The 24,596-nt window shown below is 40.8% G+C and carries 22 protein-coding genes; 15 read left to right on the top strand and 7 right to left on the bottom strand.

The features are described 5' to 3' along the window. Positions 1 to 76: 76 nt before the first annotated feature. From OQE68_RS26335 to OQE68_RS26315, 5 genes are all read left to right on the top strand, one after another. A complete protein-coding gene (locus OQE68_RS26335; RefSeq protein ID WP_180570073.1) occupies positions 77 to 1,819 on the top strand; it encodes an efflux RND transporter periplasmic adaptor subunit in 1,743 nt (580 codons plus the stop codon). An 18-nt stretch (positions 1,820 to 1,837) separates the two neighbouring features. After that, a complete protein-coding gene (locus tag OQE68_RS26330) occupies positions 1,838 to 4,960 on the top strand; it encodes an efflux RND transporter permease subunit (RefSeq protein ID WP_180570072.1) in 3,123 nt (1,040 codons plus the stop codon). A gap of 315 nt (positions 4,961 to 5,275) precedes the next feature. Beyond that, positions 5,276 to 5,554, top strand: coding sequence for a hypothetical protein (locus OQE68_RS26325; protein WP_266195440.1), 279 nt, complete (start codon positions 5,276 to 5,278; stop codon positions 5,552 to 5,554). After that, positions 5,529 to 6,455, top strand: a complete 927-nt coding sequence (locus OQE68_RS26320; protein ID WP_266195832.1) for a transposase — start codon at positions 5,529 to 5,531, stop codon at positions 6,453 to 6,455. The genes OQE68_RS26325 and OQE68_RS26320 overlap by 26 nt, the downstream gene beginning before the upstream one ends. Before the next feature lie 41 nt (positions 6,456 to 6,496). Beyond that, the gene (locus OQE68_RS26315; protein ID WP_180572086.1) at positions 6,497 to 7,045 is read left to right on the top strand and encodes a cupredoxin domain-containing protein; all 549 of its coding nucleotides are present in this window, start codon (positions 6,497 to 6,499) and stop codon (positions 7,043 to 7,045) included. Positions 7,046 to 7,320: 275 nt separating this feature from the next. Here the strand turns inward: OQE68_RS26315 and OQE68_RS26310 are convergent, their stop codons facing one another. Then, a complete protein-coding gene (locus OQE68_RS26310; protein WP_266195432.1) occupies positions 7,321 to 8,784 on the bottom strand; it encodes an ISNCY family transposase in 1,464 nt (487 codons plus the stop codon). 504 nt (positions 8,785 to 9,288) lie between these two features. On the opposite strand from OQE68_RS26310, the gene OQE68_RS26305 reads away from it, so the two are divergent. Continuing rightward, complete coding sequence (locus OQE68_RS26305; RefSeq protein ID WP_180568929.1) at positions 9,289 to 9,801, top strand: demethoxyubiquinone hydroxylase family protein; 513 nt, start codon at positions 9,289 to 9,291, stop codon at positions 9,799 to 9,801. A gap of 462 nt (positions 9,802 to 10,263) precedes the next feature. After that, positions 10,264 to 10,569, top strand: a complete 306-nt coding sequence (locus OQE68_RS26300) for a hypothetical protein (protein WP_180568930.1) — start codon at positions 10,264 to 10,266, stop codon at positions 10,567 to 10,569. Here OQE68_RS26300 and OQE68_RS26295 read toward each other — a convergent pair. The 4 genes from OQE68_RS26295 to OQE68_RS26280 form a co-directional block, all read right to left on the bottom strand. Next, entirely contained in the window at positions 10,508 to 11,032 is a 525-nt protein-coding gene (locus tag OQE68_RS26295) for an ankyrin repeat domain-containing protein (protein ID WP_180568931.1), read from the bottom strand. The two genes, OQE68_RS26300 and OQE68_RS26295, sit on opposite strands and share 62 nt — an antisense overlap. A gap of 273 nt (positions 11,033 to 11,305) precedes the next feature. Further along, positions 11,306 to 12,802 (bottom strand): catalase, encoded by a 1,497-nt coding sequence (locus OQE68_RS26290; protein ID WP_180568932.1) that lies wholly within the window; start codon positions 12,800 to 12,802, stop codon positions 11,306 to 11,308. A gap of 252 nt (positions 12,803 to 13,054) precedes the next feature. Continuing rightward, positions 13,055 to 13,189, bottom strand: a complete 135-nt coding sequence (locus tag OQE68_RS26285; protein WP_255490885.1) for a hypothetical protein — start codon at positions 13,187 to 13,189, stop codon at positions 13,055 to 13,057. Positions 13,190 to 13,295: 106 nt separating this feature from the next. Further along, positions 13,296 to 13,628 (bottom strand): substrate-binding periplasmic protein, encoded by a 333-nt coding sequence (locus OQE68_RS26280; RefSeq protein ID WP_180569011.1) that lies wholly within the window; start codon positions 13,626 to 13,628, stop codon positions 13,296 to 13,298. 82 nt (positions 13,629 to 13,710) lie between these two features. Between OQE68_RS26280 and OQE68_RS26275 the strand changes: the two genes are divergently transcribed. Together OQE68_RS26275 and OQE68_RS26270 are read left to right on the top strand one after the other, a co-directional pair. After that, positions 13,711 to 14,316 carry an acyl carrier protein phosphodiesterase gene (locus OQE68_RS26275; RefSeq protein WP_434801429.1) on the top strand — a complete coding sequence of 202 codons (606 nt, stop codon included), beginning with the start codon at positions 13,711 to 13,713 and terminating at the stop codon, positions 14,314 to 14,316. A gap of 134 nt (positions 14,317 to 14,450) precedes the next feature. Then, positions 14,451 to 14,972, top strand: a complete 522-nt coding sequence (locus tag OQE68_RS26270) for a GNAT family N-acetyltransferase (RefSeq protein WP_180568934.1) — start codon at positions 14,451 to 14,453, stop codon at positions 14,970 to 14,972. A gap of 97 nt (positions 14,973 to 15,069) precedes the next feature. On the opposite strand, the gene OQE68_RS26265 is transcribed toward OQE68_RS26270, so the two are convergent. Further along, positions 15,070 to 16,389: a diguanylate cyclase domain-containing protein gene (locus OQE68_RS26265; protein ID WP_180568935.1), complete on the bottom strand. Its 1,320-nt coding sequence runs from the start codon at positions 16,387 to 16,389 to the stop codon at positions 15,070 to 15,072. After that, the gene (locus OQE68_RS26260; RefSeq protein WP_180568936.1) at positions 16,382 to 18,598 is read right to left on the bottom strand and encodes an ATP-binding protein; all 2,217 of its coding nucleotides are present in this window, start codon (positions 18,596 to 18,598) and stop codon (positions 16,382 to 16,384) included. The genes OQE68_RS26265 and OQE68_RS26260 overlap by 8 nt, the downstream gene beginning before the upstream one ends. Before the next feature lie 279 nt (positions 18,599 to 18,877). Between OQE68_RS26260 and OQE68_RS26255 the strand changes: the two genes are divergently transcribed. The 6 genes from OQE68_RS26255 (at position 18,878) to kynU (ending at position 24,586) form a co-directional block, all read left to right on the top strand. After that, positions 18,878 to 20,317, top strand: a complete 1,440-nt coding sequence (locus tag OQE68_RS26255; RefSeq protein ID WP_180568937.1) for an aldehyde dehydrogenase — start codon at positions 18,878 to 18,880, stop codon at positions 20,315 to 20,317. 80 nt (positions 20,318 to 20,397) lie between these two features. Continuing rightward, positions 20,398 to 20,814, top strand: a complete 417-nt coding sequence (locus OQE68_RS26250) for a RidA family protein (RefSeq protein WP_180568938.1) — start codon at positions 20,398 to 20,400, stop codon at positions 20,812 to 20,814. A gap of 33 nt (positions 20,815 to 20,847) precedes the next feature. After that, a complete protein-coding gene (locus OQE68_RS26245) occupies positions 20,848 to 21,366 on the top strand; it encodes a 3-hydroxyanthranilate 3,4-dioxygenase (RefSeq protein WP_266195830.1) in 519 nt (172 codons plus the stop codon). 12 nt (positions 21,367 to 21,378) lie between these two features. Further along, entirely contained in the window at positions 21,379 to 22,392 is a 1,014-nt protein-coding gene (locus OQE68_RS26240) for an amidohydrolase family protein (protein ID WP_180568939.1), read from the top strand. Further along, complete coding sequence (locus OQE68_RS26235; protein WP_180568940.1) at positions 22,389 to 23,210, top strand: cyclase family protein; 822 nt, start codon at positions 22,389 to 22,391, stop codon at positions 23,208 to 23,210. The genes OQE68_RS26240 and OQE68_RS26235 overlap by 4 nt, the downstream gene beginning before the upstream one ends. A 20-nt stretch (positions 23,211 to 23,230) precedes the next feature. Continuing rightward, positions 23,231 to 24,586: a kynureninase gene (kynU, locus tag OQE68_RS26230; RefSeq protein ID WP_180568941.1), complete on the top strand. Its 1,356-nt coding sequence runs from the start codon at positions 23,231 to 23,233 to the stop codon at positions 24,584 to 24,586. Positions 24,587 to 24,596: the final 10 nt, after the last annotated feature.

Genomic DNA, 24,596 nt, shown 5'->3' with positions numbered 1-24,596 from the left:
ATACCCTGTTACCCCATATCCGCTAGCTTTTGTGTTGGACTGTTATTCTGAAGAGATTATTACTGGTAAATAAATAATGAAAAAAACTTTTTTAGTTATTGTGCTGGTTGGTTTGGGCTTTACTGGTGGTTATTTTGCTCAACAATGGTTGCCTGGTTTGATGGGGGCGAGTGGAGTGAATAATAGTGAGATGAGTGAATCATCGGCTGAGCGTAAGCCTTTATACTGGGTGGCACCAATGGACCCTAATTATAAACGGGATAAGCCTGGCTTGTCGCCAATGGGCATGGACTTAGTGCCTGTTTATCCTGAAGACGCCGCAGGTAAGGATGAGCCTGGGTTGGTTAAAATTGATGCGACGGTAGAAAATAATTTAGGGGTTAAAACAGCCAAAGTAATGAGGCAAAAGGTGGCTAGTAGCATCAATACCGTCGGCTATATCAGTCACAATGAAGACAAGCTGCATCATATGCATACCCGGGTTGAAGGCTGGATTGAAAAATTAAATCGTAAAGCGGTTGGAGATCCTGTAGAACAAGGTGACATTGTTTTCGAACTATATTCTCCCACTTTAGTTAATGCCCAATATGAATTTTTAAGCTTATTAAAAACCAATAATAAAGGGCTAATTGCAGCCTCGAAAGAACGGTTAATGGCATTAGGGTTAGATGGTCAAGCCATTAAGCAACTCGTTAATACCCAACAAGTGCGCCAACGTATCCAAATTCGGGCCCCTATGTCTGGTTATGTGACCAAGTTGGGTGTGAGGGAAGGGATGTACGTTAAGCCGATGACGCAAATTATGGAAATAGGTGATTTATCAGAGGTTTGGGTAATTGCTGAAGTATTCGCTCGTCAAGCCAGTTTAATTCAGCCGGGGCAACCTGCCACAATGCGTACTGATTTTTTACCCGGAAGAAACTGGCAAGGTAAAGTGGATTATATTTACCCAGATTTAGACAGCACTACCCGTACGTTTAAAGTCCGGCTACGTTTCCCCAATCAAGCATTATCGCTGAAGCCTAATATGTTTGTGCATTTGGCCATTGATGCCAAAAGTACTCAACCCACATTATTGATACCTAACGCCGCATTAATTCGCAGTGGCACCATGAATCGAGTAGTGAAAGCGTTAGGCGATGGTAAGTATCAATCTATAACTGTCACCACAGGAAAAGAAACCGGTCAACAGGTGGAAATTCTGTCTGGGTTAAAAGAAGGTGATCGCATAGTGACTTCAGCACAATTTTTAATTGATTCGGAGTCAAGTATTACCGCTGATTTTAATCGAATGGAAACAGCAGAAAAAATGCCAGAAACAGCCAGTGTGGTATTAGCCAAAGGGGTTTGGAATAAATCAATTGCTGCTGATCAAGTTAATATCACCCATGATCCAATCGAAGCCTGGAACTGGCCTGCGATGACCATGAACTTTCAGTTAGATAAAAGTGTATCCACTGAAGCGGTAAAAAATAAGCAAGCGATTGATTTTTGTATTCAGAAACTAAATAACCAATACCTGATTACTGATCTTTCAACCAAGGGGGATTTAACAGAGGCTGCCTGTGAAAAAACAGCAAAAGCCATATCAGTGAGTACTGATATGGAAGGCATGGATCACTCAAAAATGGATCATTCGAAAATGGACCACAGTCAGCATCAAATGCTAGAGGCTAAAGATGAAAAGCCAGTAGATCATTCAACCATGGACCATTCGCAGATGGATCACAGCCAGCATCAAACGCCAAAGACTGAAAGTGAAAAATCTGTCGACCACTCAACGATGGACCATTCCAACATGAATCACACCAATCAATGATGTAGTAGGCCTCTGAATATGATTAATAACATTATCTATTGGTCGCTACACAATCGATTTTTGATTCTCATTGCGACGTTATTTTTAATTGCTGCTGGGCTTTGGTCGGTGCGGCAAACTCCCATTGATGCAATACCTGACTTGTCGGATGTTCAGGTGATTATTAAAACCAGCTATCCAGGCCAAGCCCCCCAGGTCGTAGAAGACCAAATTACTTACCCATTAACAACAGCTATGTTAGCTGTGCCGGGGGCTGAAACGGTAAGGGGATATTCTTTTTTTGGTGATTCCTATGTCTATGTGATTTTTGACGACGATACCGATTTATATTGGGCACGCTCTAGAGTATTGGAATATTTAAATCAGGTAACCGCCAGTTTGCCTGAAGGCGCAAAACCTTCACTAGGGCCAGATGCCACAGGGGTTGGTTGGACTTATATGTATGCCTTGGTTGATAAAACCGGTAACCATGATTTAGCAGAGCTGACTAGCTTACAAAACTGGTTTTTAAAATATGAATTACAAACTGTACCTGGAGTGTCTGAAATAGCGACGATTGGTGGCATGATCAAGCAATATCAGGTGGTGGTTGACCCTAATAAATTAAGAGCCTATCAAATTCCATTGCACTTAATTCGAGTCGCCATTCAGCAAGCCAATCAGGAAACTGGTGCCTCGGTTGTTGAGTTAGCGGAAGCCGAATATATGGTGCGTTCAAATGGCTATTTAAGTAATCAACAGGATTTAGCCAGTGTGCCGTTAGGGTTAAATGTTAATGGTACCCCTTTATTGCTTAAGGATGTGGCGGATATTCGCTTAGGCCCACAAATGCGCCGTGGTATTGGTGAGCTTAATGGTGAAGGTGAAGCGGTTGGCGGTGTAGTGGTAATGCGGTTTGGTGAGAATGCTAAATCGGTCATTGAAGGGGTGAAGCAAAAGCTTAAAGAGTTAGCAATTAGCCTGCCAGAGGGAGTGGAAGTGGTAACCACCTATGATCGTTCCCTATTAATTGATCGTGCGGTGGATAATTTATATGAAAAACTCATTGAAGAATTTTTAGTGGTGACAATTATTTGTGCCATTTTTCTATTTCATTTCCGCTCGGCATTAGTCGTTGTGATTAGTTTACCGGTGGGGATTTTAGGGGCTTATGTAATCATGCATTTGCAGGGATTGAATGCCAATATTATGTCCCTGGGTGGTATTGCGATTGCGATTGGGGCAATGGTGGATGGTGCCATTGTCATGATTGAAAATGTTCATAAGCACATGGAAAAAACACCACTCACAGATGAGAATCGCTGGGATGTTATTTATCAAGCGTCAAAAGACGTGGGTGCACCATTATTTTTCTCATTATTAATTATTACTTTAAGCTTCTTACCTGTTTTTACCTTGGAAGCCCAGGAGGGGAAATTATTTTCGCCATTGGCTTACACTAAAACCTATGCGATGGCAGTGTCTGCGGGCTTGGCTATTACGCTAGTGCCGGTATTAATGGGGTGCTTTATTCGCGGTAAAGTGATTGCTGAGCATAAAAATCCGATAAACAGAGGCTTAATCGCCATTTACCAACCTTTGCTAAAGGGCGTTCTGCAATTTCCTAAAACCACGCTCTTAATGACGGTGATTGTATTAGTGGCCGGTTTATGGCCTGCCACTAAATTAGGTAGTGAGTTTATGCCCCCACTGGATGAAGGGGATTTAATGTATATGCCGACGACCTACCCAGGGGTATCCATTGGTAAAGCCAGAGAATTATTACAACAGACGGATAAACTCATTCGTACGATTCCTGAAGTAAAAACCGTTTACGGTAAAATTGGTCGGGCTGATACAGCCACTGACCCGGCACCATTAACCATGATCGAAACGGTCATCCAACTTAAACCACGCTCAGAGTGGCGGCCAGGTATGACTACCGATACGCTGAAAAAAGAAATGGATGCTTTAGTGCAAATTCCTGGTTTAACCAATGCCTGGGTCATGCCGATTAAAACTCGTATCGATATGTTGGCCACCGGGATTAAAACGCCGGTAGGGATTAAAGTGGCAGGACCACAACTGGCGGAAATTGAAAAAATTGGTAAACAGTTAGAAAAGGTGCTCAAAAACGTTAACGGTACGGCTTCGGTTTATTCAGAGCGAGTGGCAGGTGGTCGCTATATTAAAGTGGATATTGACCGGCTAAAAGCTGCTCGTTATGGGTTAAATATTGCTGATATTCAAATGGTAATTCGTACCGCGATAGGGGGGATGAATATTACCCAAACCATTGAAGGCTTAGAGCGTTATCCGGTTAATATTCGTTACCCACAGGATTATCGTAATTCACTGGAGCAACTTAAACAGCTCGCCATTGTTACCCCACGTAAAGAGCGGTTAGCGCTATCCGATGTGGCGAATGTGTTTATTGAAGATGGGCCTCCCGCGATTAAAAGTGAAAATGCCAGAATTAATGGCTGGACTTTTGTGGACATTGAAGGGCGTGACTTAGGCTCTTATGTGGCAGAAGCACAACAAGTGGTAGCCGATAAACTCACCTTGCCAGCGGGTTATTCCATTACCTGGTCTGGTCAGTATGAATATATGGAGCGGGCTAAACAACGATTAATGGTCGTGGTGCCATTAACCTTGGTGATTATTGCACTACTGTTATATTTAAATTTCCGCAATTTAACTGAAGTGCTGATTATTATGGGCACCGTCCCTTTTGCGCTGATTGGTGGCTTATGGTTGATGTATTTAAGTGGCTATGTCATGTCCGTTGCTGTGGGTGTTGGGTTTATTGCCTTAGCCGGGGTTACTGTAGAAATTGGGGTGTTAATGCTGGTTTATTTGAACCAAGCCTGGCAACAACGATTGGCAGAAAACAATCAAACCTTAACCTTATCTGAATTACAGCAAGTGGTCATGGAGGGTGCTGCACAACGGGTGCGGCCTATTACCATGACGGTTGCCGCTATTATTGCAGGCCTTGTGCCCATCATGTACGGCTCAGGTACTGGATCGGAAGTGATGCAACGAATAGCAGGTCCAATGATTGGCGGGATGGTGAGTTCTGTCGTATTAACGCTATTGGTTATCCCCGTTATTTATTTTATCTGGAAGTCGCGAGGACTATCGGAAGCAAAAGAGTGAGGTGTCATTGAAACTATTCGTTCTTTCTCAAAAGAAGGCGTCGCAAATGCTAATGGATATGGAGTAACAGGGTGTTCTGTAGCTGTGACACGATGTCACTTTAGCTCTTGAGGACCATGGAAGGTCCTTCAAGAGCGGAGGAAGAATGCCCTGTTATTCCGTATCGGACACTAAATTTATTTCCAATACTTTTTTGAGTCACTATCTAAAAACAATACTGTAGACAGTTTTTGGTCTTAAAATGGTAGGATTGAACCAAAAATAGAAACTGTGAGAATGCGGTTGTCGAAATCGAATTGTCACAGGAATCTATCTTTGGAAAGCATAGTAGAAACGGTTTTACGCTCAATGTCCAATGTTAATAAACCTCAACGAATATTTATTGTTGCTTTATTGACGACGCTGGTAGTCTTTCAAGGCAAAGCGACCTTTAGAAACATGAGCCGTTATAGCCAAATGAGTGAAAAACGTTTTAGCCGTTGGTATAGGCGTCAGTTTGATTTTACCCAGTTCAATAGGGATACATTAACACTTGCTCTTCCTAAAAATGGCCGTATCGCGGCTATCGATGCCAGCTTTATTAACGAAGACTGAGGGCTTAGGGTGGTTTTATAATGGCTCTGTTAGCCAAGCCCAGCAAGGCTTGGAAGCTTCACTCCTCGCATTGGTTGACCTTAAATTGAATACAGCTTTTGCTTACGATGTGCGTCAAACTATTGATCAAGAAAATAAAACGCGTATTGAAGTCTATGCAGAGCAAGTAGTGGAATTGGCTCCCCAGCTTCTAGAGCAAGGCATTCAGTACTTAGTCGCCGATGCTTACTACAGTAAAGAAAAGTTTATCACTCCCGTGGTGAAAGCAAAATTAAAGCTTGTCGGCAAACTGAGGGCCGATGCTGATTTACTGTGGCTTTATGAGGGTGAATACAGTGGGGTTGGACGCCCCAAAAAGTATGATGGAAAAGTGTATTTCGAAAAAGAACTACATCGTTTTGAGCAAGTAGGCTGCCTGCAAGAAGGCTTAGACATTTACAGCAAAACGGTTTATTCAAAGAAATTCAAACGTGCTATTAAAGTTGTAATGCTAAGGCAAACCTCAGATAAACAGGTTAGTAGAGTATTGCTTTATTCAACTGACACAGAACTGGATGCAATGACAATCATTGAATATTATAAAGCACGGTTCCAAATTGAGTTTTTATTTCGTGATGCTAAACAGCACACAGGATTGACCCATTGCCAGTCACGCAAAAAAGAAGCCATTCATACCCATTTAAATGCTTCATTGTCAGCACTGAATTTATTGAAACTAGAAGATCAGCAGTTAAAGGGAGACAATGACGAGACCGTTATTTCAATAGCCTCATGGAAACGTAAGAAATTTAACCAGCATTTAATGGAAAAACTTTTTGATAAGTTAAGGTTGAGTAAAAGTAATAAAAAAGTCGCTCAAGTATATGAACAGTTAAGCAACTATGGGGCTATTGCTGCATAAAAGTGTCTACAGTATTGTAAAAAAGCAGGTAGGAGAAAAACATGAAAAAACATAATCAATTAGCAGTCAGTGTTATAGTCAGCACCTTGAGTTTTAGCACCTGGGTCAATGCTGGTGCAGGTGAACCAGGGCATGGCCATGTTGAACATAAAGCGCAAAAAACAGGTCATCACGATGAAGGTGGTCATCATGGCGAAGGAATGGATCATGGTTCAGTCACAGGCAGCCCAGGTAAGGCTGACCAAGTGGATCGTACCGTTAAGGTAGTTGCTGGTGATGATATGCGATTTGCCTTTTCACCCAACCAGTTTAAGGCGGGTGAAACAGTACAATTTTTAATTACCAATACCGGTAAGTTGGCTCATGAGTTTTCAATTGGCACCCAGAAAGAGCATAAAGCTCATGGCAAAATGATGCGAGAAAACCCTGGCATGGTGCATGCGGGTGGTGGTAATTCCATTACAGTTGAACCTGGAAAAACGGGCGAATTAATCTGGCAGTTTTCTAAAGCAGCCAATATTCAAGCTGCTTGTAATATTCCTGGTCACTATGAGGCAGGCATGCATAAATCGATAAAAATTACCCCGTAAAATGAGAGTAAGATGAATACCTTTAAACAAATCTATTGGCGCCAATGGCTATATAGTGCCTGACAGAAAAGTAGTCTAGTTTGCCAGTTGAAGGGGCAACTATTTTGGTCTTATAAGTTAATATTACTCATTTATGACTGTTTTTGACTTGGGTATATAAAATAAGGTTGTTTTTTGATCAAGCTTCTTTAGAATCGTCTTTTCACAGACAGCCAAACCTAGCCAGTTAGGCAAAGGCTCACTGGAAAATTATTTTAAATCTCAGTTAAGGACTATTAAGCTGCTTTTTTACGTATTCTTTTGGCTTGACGGTATTGCTCCTCTTTTTCTTGTTTATACAATAAGGCACCTAACTTTTGGATATTTCGTGCTAATACAGCAAATGAAACGTAACGCCTGAAGCCATTAATACCGCTATCTGGACATCGGTCAAGGCCATGTACTTCAAGCGCATTAATAGCAGACTCAACCGCTGAGTGCTGCTTTCTTGCTTTTTTGAAAGCCTCATCGTTTTCACGTTCTGTTTCCTTTTTTGATAAACGTCCTTTTTTAGGCAGCACTACCCGATTTAATTCTTCGGCCAACTTCAACTGATTCTCAGGTGAATGAAACCCTTTATCAAAACTGCACTGGTTGAGCTCAGGGAATTTAGCTTTGGTTGCTCTGATCATGACGATGGCAACATCAACATCTTGCTCTTTTTCCATCACACGATGGTGAAGAATAAAGCCATGCTGACATTCCATAACACACACTTTAATACCTAATTCCACTGGTACCCCTGCTTTCCCTTTGCTCACCCACTCAGTGTGAGGTTGAAATATTGAGTAAACTTTTTCATCAGCTGGGACTTTTTCATCTTCGACTACTCGCCTGTGAATTTGCGACACCTGCCGTTTAGCATGAGAAAGATTGTTGGCAATATTTCGTAATAACCAAATCGGGGCTGCTATGGCTTTAAGCTTATCCAATGTGAGTTCAGCTTTATCAATAAACCATTGCGCTTTATTCAGATAGTTGATATGTGTCTCACGTTTCTTGTCATCGGCATTTTTTGCTTTTGATTGGTTGCTTTGCCTTGCCTGATTAAAGCATTTTTTAAGTGACTTCAGATTGTGCCTATGTTGTCGCCAATCACTTAAATGGTAGTTTTCGCCCATATCAGCTAGTTGATTAATCACTTTTCTCATTGCATCCCATAATAAACTGATATCAGTGGGATAATGAACAGCTGTTTCTACCACAAATGAGTCACAACGCCCTTCAAGGCTTGCTTCTTCGTTTTTTTTTAACAGTTTATGCCCTGTCTCGACGACAACTGTGTTAATTTTGTCCAGAATTTCTGGGGTCAAAAGAGAGACGTTATCTTTTATGGTCTGCAAGTGATATTCTGTCAGATCTTCCCAATTGACACCATGCCCTAACATCGCTCGAATAGTTCGATGCTGATTCACTAATTCATGCAAACGATCATAGTCACAATTTAAGTTGATGCGCAAAACCCCCATCACCAGTATTTTCCAAAGTTCCATGCCTGGCCTTCCAAGTCTTGGATTCGTTTTACCCACTATAGACTCCTCTAAAATAGTGAATACCTGCTCTCTAACTTCGGGTGTAATATAAATGTACTGTAATCCCTTTAACAATTGAGGCACATCATCTCTAGACTTCGGGTCAAACTTGATCTCGGTAATATCTGTTTGGCCGAATTGAAGTTGTGGGTTTTGGACTTGCCTCATATCGTATTCTCCGCGAAGTTTGGCTGGTTTTAACTAAAAACCTAGGCCGATTCATTTTTATGAGGACTTAATATAGCAATCTTCGATGACGGATTTATGATGAATTATCTTATTTATCAATCAGTTATGATTTTTCGGTCAAGCACTATATACCTGCTTATTTGGAGCTGTATTTGGCATACTATCGGCGGGTTTTGGAAAGGCTATAGGTGGGGGCTGATTCTAAGAGCCTGTTGGTTGAATAGCAACCAGTCAGTAATTAAAGGATATCGGTAAAAAATAATTATTAAATAGCTTTAAAATTAATAAATAAATTCACTGGATTATTTTTTCAATTAATAGGTGAATTTTATCCAAATTATTATCATGAATGGTGCAACAGCTAATATTGGTATTAGCCTAGCTTCAATAGTGTGAATTGGTTAAAATATACCAATTAGTTAGACGTCAATGCGACGTAACACTTTGCGTCAGAGTGACGTAGTTAGGCAACTAGAGCAAGTAATGAATGAAGTCGATAAACAGCTGAAAATAATGCATGCCTGTGAAAAAGGAGCTACAGGCGTCTATTATGGACATCGACTTGTGGCTTGGGTGTTTTATAGGGACATCATTCCAGATCTCAATGAAATGCACCGCCACGAAGTAGAGCACTTCCATATATTTGGAGATTACATATCGAAGAGAAAATCTTCCTCTGTATTTCTGCCAACTTTGTGGTGTGGAGCAGGAATTGTTTATGGGATCTTCATAGGCCTTCTTGGAAAAAATGCTATCTGGGTGAGCACTTCAACAATTGAATCAATCGTAGATGAAGAAATGACAGAGGCTATTGAAATATTAAGCGAAGTCAGCCCGGAGCTCGCGGTAGAAGTGTCCAGAATACAACAGGAAGAAAGGGAGCACCAAAGCTTGGCTGCGCGCAATGCGACACATGATACCGCCGTTGCTCGAGCAGTCAGCCGTGTATCATACTTTTGTTCATATGCAGCGAAGAGCCTCTCCGTATGGGTATAATTTGCCTAATCGGGTAAGAAGCTATCCAAACCATTAGCTTCAGAGTGACGTTCATTAGTAGTTATATTTTTGGAGGATCACGTAATTGTATGACGAGTTTGGGTTTTTATCATAAAACATTGGCATGGAGCTACTTCGCGCTATCGATAATTCTAGTGACCTTATCGGTATTCACCTACGTGGTCGATCCATATACATTGGAGGGCGGTGGTAAAGGGGGATTCTACGTTACTATAGTTGCTGCATTTGGAATATTGATTGAGCCATTGCTTGGCAGGTTCTCTACACCAATCTTGTTTATGATTCTTGCTTTAATTCCTTTGTATGGTTGGTTTAGAATAATTTTTAGTAAAAATAGTGGAACCAATAAACGTCAAATATAACCGGGGAAGAGCTGGTATCTAGCCAGTCTTGCCTATAGCAATAGCGTCAGAGTGACGTTTATTAATAGTTTTTTTCAATATGAAGTTCTATAGAGTAGAAAGTAAAGTTTACCCTGTTAGCCTTTTCCAGCTTACTGATGGACGCTATCAAATGATCCAGAAAGGACAGTTGTCATCTTTTATGGATGGTTATGTTTTGGTCTATCCAGAAATTGCTGACACAGTTTCAGTCGCTGGCGCCTTGCCTTTTTGGGAACAATTCCATACCAATAGACAAGTACAAGCAGCGCTGGCTGGTATTAACGCAGGTGTTACCTGGGCCGTCATTTACTTTTTTGTCGCTGTTTTAATAACGTTGCGATTTCTTGCTGGCCAAATTGATTAGCAAACGTCAGACTTCGGTTATCCAAGTGCTCGTCATCACAATCGATCGAAAATAGTTTGCGAGATATACTCAATTCCCCTGAGACAATAGCACCCATAAGGGCGGTATTACCCCGCTCATCGACTAAACAGGCAGACGCGCCTGCGGCTAATAATTGGTCAACAATTTCAGGTTGTCCCCGAAAGGCGGCTACCATCAAACCAGTATAACCTTGGTTGTTTTGGTAGTTGATATTAACGCCAGAATCGATAAATAACTTCATTAGCTCAGTATCACCGGTGCGAGCAGCATGAAAGAAAGCTAACTCAACTTCTTGAACAGCGGAAAGGGCTTGTTCATTTTTTTGTGTGGCTTCTTGCTTAGCTTGTACAGTCGTATTATTTGGTTGATTTGGATTAGGTAGTGTACATGAGGCTAATAGGGTAAATAACAATATAAGAAAATACCCAATATATTTTTGCATCTTCGAATTCCTATTGCTGTTTGAATAACTACTATCTACTAGTAGGTTGTCGCAAAAGGGTGTTGAAAATAACTCTAGTGTCCGATATGGAGTAACAGGCTATTCTTCCGCCGCGCTTGAAGTGCTATCCCTGGCCCATCAAGCGCTAAAAAGGCATCCATGCCCTTAGCTACAGAGCAGCCTGTCACTCCATATCCGCTGGTTTTGCGACACTTTCCACGCGGAGAGAGCCTAAAGTCTCCTTTCGCAACAGCTGTTAAGTGATTAGTTAGGTTATTTATAATGATTAGGTTTTAGGCCTAACTTGTCGCCTAAACGCTGACCATATTCATGATCTGCCTTGTAAAAGTAGCTGACCATTTTGGCTTGAATGCCTTTATCTGTCACTTGGGCAAGGGCACCAGACAGGTTACTAATCAAGTTGGTTCTTTCTTGAGGGCTAAACTTGCGATAAAGAATGCCTGCTTGGTAAAAGTTTTTGGGTTTGCTGATTTCCTCTCTCACCATATAACCTTGTAATTGTGCAGAGTTGTCTTTTTCTGGTGTCACCTGGTCATTGACATGGTGACTAGGGTAGTAGTTAACATCCCCTTGTTGATCAGAAAAGTTCATTGTGCCATCAATATTATAATTATTGACTTTAATCAGCGGACGGTTGGCTGGCAGCAACTGATAATTGGTACCTAGTCGATAAATTTGTGCATCGGCATAAGAGAACAACCGACCTTGCAACATTTTATCAGGAGAAGGAGCAATACCCGGAATCATCCGAGAAGGGGCGTAAGCAGCCATTTCGGTAAACTGGAAGAAGTTGGATGGTATTTTATCTAATACCAGGGTACCCACTTTCACCTCAGGCACATCGAACCATTGTTTAGTATCATCGAAAATATTAAAATCGTATTTATCCAGATCTTTTGGATCAATCAATTTTACCATTAAATCCCACTTAGGATAATTACCTTGTTTAATATTGTCGTAAAGGTCGCGGGTCATGTGGCTAAAGTCTTTGCCTTGAATTTTTTCTGCTTCTGCACTGGTTAGGTTTTTAATCCCTTGGTGTGATTTCCAGTGAAATTTAGCCCATTTAATATCGCCATTTTTATTAATCAACTTAAAGGCATGTACCCCAAAGCCATCCATTGTACGGTAGGAGGCGGGTATGCCATGGTCAGAGAATAACCAGGTAAGGGTTTGGGTGGCTTCTGGCGTTTTAGCAAAAAAATCAAAAAAGCGGCTTGGGTCTTGTAAATTGGTAACCGGAGAAGGCTTATTCGCATGGGTAAAATCGGGGAATTTAATCGCATCACGAATAAAGAACGTTGGCAGATGATTGCCCACTAAATCCCAGTTGCCGGTTTTAGTATAAAACTTAACAGCAAACCCTCTTGGGTCGCGAGCTGTTTCTGGTGAACCTTTAGAATGAATAACGCTTGAAAAACGAACTAGTACAGGGGTTTTTTGCCCTTTTTTAAATAGTGATGCAGTTGTGTATTTTGAAAAGTCTTTCGACGCTAGGAAATAACCTTGAGCACCGGTTCCGCGAGGATGCATCACCCGTTCAGGTATTCGTTCGCGGCTAAAACGTTGTAGTTTTTCGATTAAATGAACATCTTGTAATAGCACAGAGCCATTGTTACCAACAGTTAGTGAATTTTTAGTATCGGCAATGGGGGCGCCGTTATCATCAGTCAGCACTTGAGCATTGACCATAGAGGCCAATACGACACTGACTGCTGTCGTGATTAATTTGGTTGGAAATTTTTTCATTTAGTAGCTCCTAAGTGACTAATCACACCTTCTGGTCTGAGTTTTTGATCATAAGAGCTGTTATTTAGGGAATAAAATGGAATGAATATATGACAGTTATAGACTATTTCTATTTATACTCTTCGTGAATGATTTTTATGGTTTTAATTTTAATGTTAGCCGACAATTAATCGATGATAAATGCTATTGCAGGGGTATAGAAGTATAGGTTGTATGTAATATGATGGGTAATTATTCTTTATTCTGCTAACTTTATTTTTCTTCTAATAATTGAATATATTTTCCAAGGATGGCTTTATCTAAGTTTGATTTTTTCAAATTATAAATACCTTCATCCAAAATGCCTTTCAGCTCATAAGCGTATTTGAATTTTCGAGATATCAGCATATAAAAAGGCTCTGCTGCCAGATTTGGAATAATTCTGAAGACTAGCTGGTTAAAGTTTAAGCTGGAGTTGATTAGGCCAAGTCAAGTTTGAGTGGCTTGTTTACGTTCAAGCAGGCTGTTTGTCTTGTATGGGCGTTGGTGTTTGAGTAGCGAAAACTAGCATGGGTTGAACAGAATAGTAGGTGGTTGTGAGTAAATAGTCTTTGTCCCGTTGAGGGTTGGTTGAAGCGCTAAACACCACATGTACTTTGCCTTTAAGCGCATCACTTAGGCAGCGTTTCCAGGGTAAAATGATAATTTGATAGTCTATCTGATGTTTGCTCAGAATAGCTTTTACCATATCTATGTCATAACCCAGGCTATTTGTGGTCTTGACTCCTTCTTTACGTTCTAAAAAATTGAACGGAGGCCATTCACCCGTTTCGCCGCAAAAGCGGATTTGTTCGTTATGCTGATGGGTTGTTTGTTAATTAGGTGATCGAGTACACTGTGGCTAGTGATAGTAGAATGATTGTAAACACGTGAATTATCTGGCCCATTTATACTTATCTCAGCATGATCAAGGGTTGTCCTTATTAGGTAATCTGATGGGGGACTTTTGTAAAGGTGTTGACCTGGAGCAATTACCGGAAGCGGTTCAGCTTGGCATTTATAATCATCGTGCCGTAGACCGGTTTACTGATAATCATGTTGTTGTACAAAGATTAAAAATACTATTTTCCCAACGATTCCGGCGTTTTTCAGGCATTATTACCGATGTTATATTTGACCACTTTTTAATAAAACATTGGTCAATGTTTTCTGATACCCCACTGAGCACATTTATTGATCAATCCTATAATGCACTTTGGCTGCATCGCCAATGGATGCCAACATCAATGACTGATACTGTAGAGCGTATTATTGAGCACAACGGGTTAATGACTTATGGGTCGTTGGATGGAGTGAGAATGACACTGCAGCGTCTGTCGCAGCGAATCCGTTTTGATAACCCCCTAGCTGAATCACAAACAGAAGTTCTTAAAAACTATACAAAACTTGATGACGGCTTTTTGCAATTTTTTCCAGAATTAATAGCGTATATTGATCACTTGGCCATTGAAGTCGAGAATACCCAGTTAAACTAAGGAACGCTAGTAATTGTTAATGGCCTCTGTGCAATCTGACGAGCTCTTCCACAAGAGGGCTTGCGAAAAGTAAGTGTAGAGACTGCAAACAATTAGTTGAGAAGCTTTAAAGAAAAGAGTAGATGTAAATAATAATGCTAAAAACACCAAGGATAACTTTCAACCCCATTACTGCAGCAGACTTTGATTTTTTGTTTGAGCATCTTTCAGATGAAGAACAGACACGTTATTTACCATTAGGTAAACCTTATCCAAAAAACAAAGTAAAAGCCTACCTAAGTAATCGTTTAAGCCATTGGCAACAGTACGGGTTTGGTACATTTATCTTGAGTTTGACAGAAACAGGGGAGCCGATCGGCTACTGTGGCCTTGAATATGTACTGGAAACTGATTTTATCGATATCCGTTATGGCCTAGTTAAACCGGTATGGGGGCAAGGTTTGGCGTTTGAGGCTGCATTTGCGAGTGTGACCTATGGCTTTGAGTCGCTGCAACTGGATGAAATTTATGGTGCTGCAGTACCAGAAAATAAAGCCTCCATTACCGTATTGAAAAAGTTAGGAATGACCCCATCCCCACATTTTGATATCTATGGAGACGCAGTAGATAGTTTCTCAGTTAAAAAAGCGCAATTCCTTGAAATTAGACCATCCTAACATTAGTGTTAACGTTAAAAGTGCAATTATCTGCTAAATTAAATAAGGTGATTGGGTAGTAATAAAACCAATATGGATTCTCGAAAGGGAGTAATGATTATTCAAAGGGGTGAAACTGAACAGTATTTCTGCCTGTATCTTTAGCGGAGTAAAGAGCCAGGTCTGCTATTTTGATCAACTGATCAGGTTTCATTTGTTCAGTAGGAGTGGTTGAGGCGATCCCCATACTGACTGTAATTTGATCACTACAGAGAGAGTCTGGGTGTTTAATGGCTAATCGATTAATATTTTGGTTGATATGATTGGCAACTGACTTTGCTCCTTTGTCGTTAGTATTGGCCAAAATAACAATGAATTCTTCACCGCCATAGCGAGCGGCTAGATCACTGGGTCGAGTAACGGATTGCTCTATTGCCCGAGCGACTTCTTGCAAACAGGCATCACCCGCTTGATGCCCTTGGTTATCGTTGTATCGTTTAAAATAGTCAATATCAATCATGATTAATGATATAGGCGACTGGTCATGTATGGCTTGCAGCCACTCGCGTTGATAAACCACATCAAATCGACGTCGATTGGCTATATTGGTTAAGCGGTCTAAGTTTGATACTCGTTGTAGCTCATTAATAATATTCTTTTGCATCGATAAGTCATGCATCAAGCAGACATAAAGTGATTGGGTAATACTTAAACGTTTGATGGAAAGGTCAAGGGGAATCGTTGATTTATCATGTCGTATACCGATGACTTCAACTTGTAAGCTGGTTTGAGTACTGGTATGGGTTAAGAATTGGTTGATTAAAGGAGTACACTCTGGCAACAAAAAATCAGTCAATGGACGACCAAGTAACTCACTGATCGTGTAATGAAACAAGTGTAAAGCAGCGGGGTTTACTGATTCAATCAAACCATTTTGAAAAATAGTAATAATGGGGTCAGACACTTCGTTAATAATACATCGATTTCGGCTTTCATAATCATGCAGCATCGTTAGCATTTCTCTGCGCTGCTTTGCTAATAGTTGATTAGTAACATGGGTTTTTATGCGTGCACAGACCTCTTCTCTCTGAATCGGTTTACTAATATAATCAATGGCACCCATTTGAAAGCCTTGAACAATATCTGCAGTTTCATTTTTAGCAGTGATAAAAATAATGGGAATATCTTTCGTTTGTTGCAACTCCTTCAGCTTTTGACAAGTGGTAAAGCCATCAATATCTGGCATCATGACATCCAATAAAATCAAATCAGGCTGAATTTGCGGTGCAATATTAAGAGCAACCATTCCACCTGGCGCTGCTGCAACTTGATAGCCTTCGTGTGTTAAAATATTGTAGAGTAAATCAAGATTAGCTGGTGTGTCGTCAACAATTAAAATTTCTGCCAGTGATAGATCAATTTCAGCGCGGTCAATCATGATGGACTCTCTGTAATAATTGTACAAGGCCTTTCATATCGTATTGGCTGATATAATTATTTATCGCTGTAATTAGGGGTTGGTATGTATCATCTTGGCGTTGGTGGACTATTTCTGCTACACATAATTTAACTTCTGAAATGCGGTATAACTCTGCAGCTTTTATTAGGCGTTGGTATAGGTGGGTAGGTAATGTCACATTTGATAAGTCAGCATGAATAGGTTTATTAGCTGCGATATCCTCCGGTTGAGGTTGATCATTTGTACCATACTCAAACTCTATGCCCAGTAATTCATGTAAGCATTGATAGATTTCTGATACATGGAATGGCTTGGCAATGTATCGATGAAATCCTTTGCCAAGGTAAAAGTTTGGCTCATGGGCCAAGCTTGCAGCAGAGACAGCAACCACTTTAATGTCTTGGTAAGCCTCTGTTGTTTGAATACGATTAAGGGCTTCAATACCATTCATGACAGGCATATTAATATCTAAAAAAATAATATCAGGTTGATAATGTTGCAATGTATCCAGTGCTTCTAAACCATTGGTTGCTTCCAGAGTTTGGACACCAATTTTAGTCAATAATTTAACCAGTAATATACGGTTATCAGCAACATCATCTACTACTAAAGCATTAACAGTGTAGCCTGGTTTCAAACATATAACTTGTTTAATAGTGGTTTGAGTGACCTGTTGATGAGTTGCTTTAGGCAGTTGTAGCGTAAAAAAGAATCGAGTTGACAGGTGAGGAGTCGATGTGAATTCCAGCTGACCTCCCATGATTTCCACTTGTTTTTTAGCAAGCGTAAGCCCCAGACCGGTTCCCCCTTTTTCATGTCCGGCAGTTCCTTGCTGAAAGAGCTCAAAAATAGCCTCTTGAGAGTCACTTGCTATGCCAGGCCCGGTATCATTTACCTCGAAATAAACAAAGTGATTTTCCTGACAAATCACTTTAAGGGACACTTCTCCTTGATCAGTGAATTTTACTGCATTACCAATTAAATTAATGAGTACCTGACGTATTTTTCCTTCATCTCCCATAACGACAAGATCATTATCACCTTGAAAATCTAGTCGCCAGTAAAGCCCTTTATTTTGGCATCTTAGTTTGAACATGATGGCTATAGTATTAATCAAATTCTTCAATGAAAAAGAACTAGTATTCAACTCTATGGCATTAGCTTCAATTTTAGATAAATCTAAAATGTCATTTATAATTTCCATTAAATGATTGCCTGCTTTTAAAATACAAGCAATGGCTTCATGATGGGCTTGGGTTAGTTGGTCATCTTGATCCAGAATTTGGGCATAACCTAATACTGCATTCATTGGTGTTCTGATTTCATGAGACATATTAGCAACAAATAAGCTTTTTGCCCGACTGGCGTCTAGTGCTTGATCTCTTGCAGTGGCTAATTCAGCTGTTCTTTCTTCAACTAATTTTTTTAAATGAAGAGAGTTTGTTCTCAGTTTATTAATGACAAAGCCAATAGCTAAAATACCTAAGATGCCAATGATGCTTAATAACAGGGTGATGCCTTTTAGGTTTTGAATAGAGGTCTCAATGGCTTTATCCACTGGTAATGTAATTTCAAGAACGCCTCTGACGTCACCTAATTTCCAATCCTGTTTCGGTGAGTCGGGGTGAGTATTATGGCAGCTGAGGCAGCCAGCATGCATCACATCAGCTGTAGCGTAGCGTAAAACTTCTCGGCTGTTTACTTGTTCAAAACGATAAAATGGCTGTTCAGGGTTTTGAGTTAAAAACTGCCAGGCTAATTGGCTAAAATGACTGGATGTTTGTATATTTTTTTTTCGCCATGGAAAAGGGAAAGGGCTATACAAACTAACTTTAGCGCCATTTTCATGCCTGCCAATACGTTGGCCGAGTAAGATACTTAAGGTAGCTGGTAGCGGTATTGCGTCTTTTTCTTCTATATAATTATGAGTGATTTTTAAGCCACTTTGTTGGGCAATGGTAACCACTTCTGAAGTATAGAGCGAGCGGAATTCTATTAGTGCTTGTGAGTATAAAGATGCACTGTTAATAGCTGATGATTTTACTAATTGGGACTGTAAGCTGGAAATATACCATGTAATAAGAATAACAGTTGCGATAAAAGCAATGATGAGCACAAAAACAAATTGCCAGTTTTTTAACTGAGACCAAGCATAATAATAGGGTGACTCATTCGCAGAGTTAAGCATGCCAGACTTGTAATACAATCGATGACAGGCATTGGTGCCACTAGCTTACATATTAGCTTATTGTAGCACCTGTGTAAGGAGTTAGTGGAAGGGAACCGGCAATCGTTTAGGAAAAGGTATTTAGACCATCCTAACATTAATTCAGCATACAATTTTTACATGCAAACCCACTGACATTACTTGGTGCATGTGCTAAAACTGTTGTGCTCATAAGGACAGGAAATGAATCAACAATAGCAGTTGAGCTAGAATGGAGTAACACTAAGGAAAGGTTTATCAATGGATACATTAGCCAATTACATTAATGGTCAGCTAACCAATGAAAATACGGATAACTATTTAGAAAATATTAATCCTGCAACTGGTGAAGTCTATAGTTTATTACCAAATAGTAACCTCAACCAGTTAAATACCGCTATTGCCGCCGCAACTAGTGCTCAGCCAGCGTGGGAAGCTTTAGGTACTGAAGGCCGAAGCTACTATTTAAACCGGCTAGCGGATAAAATTGCAGCTAATCTAGATCAGTTAGCAGCTGCTGAAACAGAAGACACTGGAAAACCAATTGCGCTTGCTACATCATTAGATATTCCCCGCGCAGCTAGTAATTTTCGTTTTTTTGCTCAAGCCATTTCCCAATTTGCCTCTGAGTCCCATAATATGGGCAACCAAGCAATTAATTACACATTACGAGATCCATTAGGGGTCGTGGGCTGTATTTCTCCTTGGAATTTACCACTTTATTTACTAACTTGGAAAATAGCACCTGCACTGGCTGCCGGTAACAGTGTTATTGCCAAACCATCAGAGCTAGCACCTAAAACAGCTTATTTACTCAGCCAGTTGTGCATTGATATTGGTTTGCCTGATGGGGTATTAAATATACTTCATGGACAGGGTAATAAAATTGGTCAAGCCATAATAGAACATCCACAGATTAAAGCGATTTCATTTACTGGAGGCACTAAAACAGGCCAAATTATAGCCGCTTCGGCGGCGCCTCAATTTAAAAAACTGTCTTTAGAGCTAGGAGGTAAAAATCCTGCATTAGTGTTTGCTGATTGTGACTTTGATAAAACAATAGACGGTATTATTCGTGCGAGTTTTACCAATCAAGGTCAAGTCTGTATGTGTAGCTCCAGGATTTATATTGAGCAATCAATTTATCCATCATTTAAACAAGCATTGCTTAAGAAAATACAAACATTAGCGGTCGGTGATCCACTCACAGACGTAATCCTTGGTGCATTAATTTCGAAGGATCATCAAGAAAAAGTACTTGCTTATATCCGGTTAGCTCAACAAGAAGGGGGGACCATCGTTTGTGGTGGCACTCAATATGTGCCTACTGGACGTTGTGAAGGAGGCTTTTTTATTACCCCTACGGTAATTGAAGGGTTATCTATTGACGCTAGGGTTAATCAAGAAGAAATTTTTGGACCTGTCATCACGCTTCAACCATTTAATTCTGAGCAGGAGGCCCTGGCCTTAGCGAATGGCACTAATTATGGCTTAGCTGCTACGGTTTGGACTGAAAATTTAACCCGAATGCATCGACTAGCCAAACAGTTAGATGTGGGTGTCGTTTGGGCTAATAGCTGGATGCTGAGAGATTTAAGGACACCGCTGGGTGGTGTGAAAAACTCTGGATTAGGGCGAGAAGGGGGTTGGGAAGCCCTCCGTTTTTTCACTGAGCCTAAAAATGTCTGCATCCCTTATTAATTAAGAATCATATTCTTTCAGTTGCCGTATATATCTTTAGGTAATCGTCAAAATACTCACACAGCGAAGGGTATAATTTTATGTCAGTGATTATTCGAGCTGAACAAGCACCAGAGCCTGTAGGTCTTTATCCTCATGCACGCCGAGTGGGTACTCTATTGTTTTTATCTGGTATTGGGCCTCGTCAAAAAGGTAGTCAAACGATTCCAGGTGTGACATTAGATGAACATCAGAATGTGGTGAGCTACGATATAGCAATGCAATGCCATAGTGTGTTTGAAAATGTACAGACTATTTTAGAAGTAGCTGGATCATCTTGGGAAAAGTTGGTTGATGTCACAGTGTTTCTAACCAATATGAAAAGTGATTTTAACACATTTAATCGGATTTATGGTGACTACTTTAAAACCAACCAACCTTGCCGCACTACCTGTGAAGTCAACTGTTTACCCACACCTATTGCCATTGAGTTAAAATGTATTGCTACCATTGATTAAACAGTTAAATAATACTAAAAAAGGAATAATATCGTGAGCTTGCTAACCCCTCCGATTAACTTACAACAATGGATTGAAGAGCATCGAGCGTATTTAAAACCTCCTGTCTGTAATAAACTGGTATTCGAAGAGCAAGGTTTTTTTATTATGGTGGTGGGAGGACCTAATAGTCGCAAAGATTATCATGTTGATGAAGGACCTGAGTTTTTTTATCAGGTTGAAGGCAATATGCTATTGAAAACTATTCAGCAGGGAAAGGTGGTTGATATCCCTATTAAGCAAGGTGAAATTTTTTTACTGCCACCTAAGGTCCCCCATTCCCCTCATCGCTTTGCTGATACCGTTGGCCTTGTTATTGAGCGACGACGTACCCAAGAAGAAAAAGACGGCTTGCAGTGGTATTGTGATCACTGTAATCACTTGTTGTATGAAGAGTTTTTTATTTTAAAAAATATAGAAGAAGATTTTCCGCCTGTTTTTGATCGATTCTTTGGTTCTAAACAACACCGGACCTGTCGTCACTGTGGTGAAGTCATGCCAGCTCCAGCATAAAAGGATAATCTAATGCTCACTATTGATATCCACACGCATATTTTGCCAAAAAGCTGGCCTGACTTAAAAGAGCGCTATGGATATGGTGGTTTTATTCATTTAGATCACCATAAATGTGGCTGTGCGCGGATGATGCAAGAGGATAAATTTTTTCGAGAAATCACCAGTAACTGTTGGGATCCAGTTATACGGCAAGACGAATGTGATCGATATGAAGTCCATGTTCAAGTGCTATCGACGGTACCCGTTATGTTCAGCTATTGGGCAAAACCGCAAGACACATTGGACTTGTCCATGTTACTCAATGATCATTTGGCTGCAGTAGTGGCAGCTTACCCCCAGCGATTTGTTGGTTTAGCCACAGTGCCCATGCAAGCACCTGATTTAGCTGTAAAAGAGCTAGAAAGGGCAGTTAAACAGTTAGGCTTGGCAGGTATCCAAATTGGCTCGCACATTAATGACTGGAATTTAAATGCAAGGCAGCTTGATCCTGTTTGGGAGGCCGCTGAAGCATTAAATGCAGCTGTTTTTGTTCACCCTTGGGATATGCTGGGTAAAGAAAAAATGCCCGATTATTGGTTGCCCTGGTTGGTAGGCATGCCTGCAGAAACCTCATTGGCTATTTGCTCAATGTTAATGGGAGGGGTATTTGAACGTTATCCTGGCTTACGCGTAGCATTTGCCCATGGTGGTGGTGCTTTTCCTGCTACCATTGGGCGGATTGAGCATGGTTTTAAGGTAAGGCCAGATTTATGTGCTGTAGATAATGCTGTTAATCCACGACAATACTTGGATAAAATTTACATCGACTCATTAGTGCATGACCCTTTGATGCTGCAGTATTTACTCAAATTAATAGGGCCAGAACAAATCGCCTTAGGGTCTGATTATCCCTTTCCGCTAGGGGAGTTAGAACCAGGCCAATTAATTAGGCAAATGGATCTACCTGAAGAAACCCAAGCAAGACTGCTGCATGGTACGGCTTTAGAATGGTTAAATATTCCAGCAGCGAGGTTTATTGGATGAAGCTCAGTTTAACGCTGTCCAATAAAACCTATCAGGTGTTGTATGATCAAGCGGTGAGTATTGCTATTCCTTTAGACTTTAATGGCCCTCAGCCTAATCATTTTAATGTGCCTTTAGCAAGCAGCCAGACAGTTGAAACTACAGGATTCATCGGTGATACCCGGCGTGGTGGTAGTTGTAATGTCGAACAGTTGAGCCTCACCCCCCACTGTAATGGCACACATACGGAATGTGTTGGACATATCTTGGATAAAAGGATATCAGTGGCTAACACTATAAAGGAGTGTTTTATTCCCGCTGTGGTTATTTCACTTACACCCCAAAAAGCGGGTTTGTGCCCGGATCATTACCGTCCACCTCTAGAGGCTACTGACTCTATAATTGATCTGGCCAGTGTTGTTGACAGGTTAGCTCATATTCCCGATGAGCAATTAGCGGCCTTGATTATTCGAACATTGCCCAACCCAATCGAAAAGCAAACTTGGATGTATGGGCACAACGATCAGCCGCCTTTTTTTTCTATTGATGCCATGGCCTATTTGCTGAAACGACAAGTACGACACTTGTTGGTTGACTTTCCTAGTGTTGACAAAATGTATGATGAAGGCAAACTCACCTGTCACCACAGGTTTTGGCAAATACCAGAAGGGAAGCACGAATCATCGTCAGTCAGTCACGTTCACCACAGTATTAGTGAATTAGTGTTTGTGCCAGACGAGGTAGTGGATGGTTTTTATTTATTGAATCTTCAGATACCTGCTTTTAAGTCTGATGCAGCACCAAGCCGACCGGTATTAATACCGTTGGAGTCAGTATAAAGCTAATGACTAGGAAAAAAATGATTACGGAGGATCACGTGGGTGAAGTTCAGCAGCAATACCAGCTAGGTGAAGCATTTGCTCACCAATTAGATCATCAGGACCCTTTACGGGAGCTGCGCCATCAATTCAATATGCCCACCACTGCAGAGGGCAATGAAGAGTACTACTTCTGTGGTAATTCACTTGGTCTACAACCCAAGCTTGCCCAGCAGTACTTGGATGAGGTTTTAACCAACTGGGCGCAGCGAGGCGTAAAAGGACACTTTAAAGGGAATTATCCGTGGCTGCCTTATCATGAATTTCTGACTGAGCAAATGGCTTCATTAGTAGGTGCTCAGCCTTGTGAAGTGGTAATGATGAATTCACTGACAGTGAATTTACACTTAATGATGGTCAGTTTTTTTAACCCCACGGCGGAGCGGTTTAAAATAGTCATTGAAGAACATGCATTTCCCTCTGACCATTATGCTGTTATCAGCCAGCTAGCCCATCATGGTATTTCAGAGGCAGAAGGTGTACAACTGCTGTCACCAAAGCCAGGCGAGGAGTTGCTTGATGAGGTGGATATACTCAATTTGATTGAGTCAGAAGGTGACAAGATTGCGCTCATATTGTTACCTGGAGTGCAATATTATACCGGGCAGGTACTTGATATAAAGGTAATTACTCAACATGCTCATCGTAAAGGAATTATAGTAGGCGTCGATTTAGCTCATGCGGCAGGCAACATTGAATTACAGCTGCATGACTGGAATGTGGACTTTGCCTGCTGGTGCTCATATAAATATCTAAATAGTGGTCCCGGCTCTGTAGCGGGATGCTTTATTCATCAACGACATGTGACGAATACTCAATTAAAGCGATTTGCTGGTTGGTGGGGACATGATAAAACCAGTCGATTTGAGATGGTTAACCAATTTCAGCCTATTCCAACAGCCGAAGGCTGGCAGTTATCGAATCCTCCTATTTTATCATTAGCGGCCATTCGAGCTTCTCTGGATACGTTTGCCATGGCTGGGGGAATCAAACCTTTACGTGAAAAATCGGTAAAACTAACAGGCTACTTAGCTTTTTTACTCGCAAATGAACTCTCCGGTGCTATTAGTATCATTACACCTAAACACCCAATAAGAAGGGGTTGTCAGTTATCACTAAAGTGCCACACTCAACAATTAACAGGCAAACAGCTTTTTGAGCAGCTTGAAGCAAAAGGCGTCACAACGGACTGGCGGGAACCTGATGTTATAAGAGTGGCACCTGTACCTTTATACAACAGTTTTGCTGATGTCTATCAGTTTGTTCACATATTAAAAGCTATCATGCAAGGTAACGCTAATCCCAGTATTAACCACAACTTGCTCGTAGCAAAATAGTGTGTAGAAA

Origin of the sequence: Spartinivicinus marinus (assembly GCF_026309355.1) — a bacterium.
In the GTDB taxonomy this organism is placed as follows: domain Bacteria; phylum Pseudomonadota; class Gammaproteobacteria; order Pseudomonadales; family Zooshikellaceae; genus Spartinivicinus; species Spartinivicinus marinus.
Note: the sequence above shows the minus strand (reverse complement) of the source record. Positions and strands in the feature narration are given on the sequence as shown.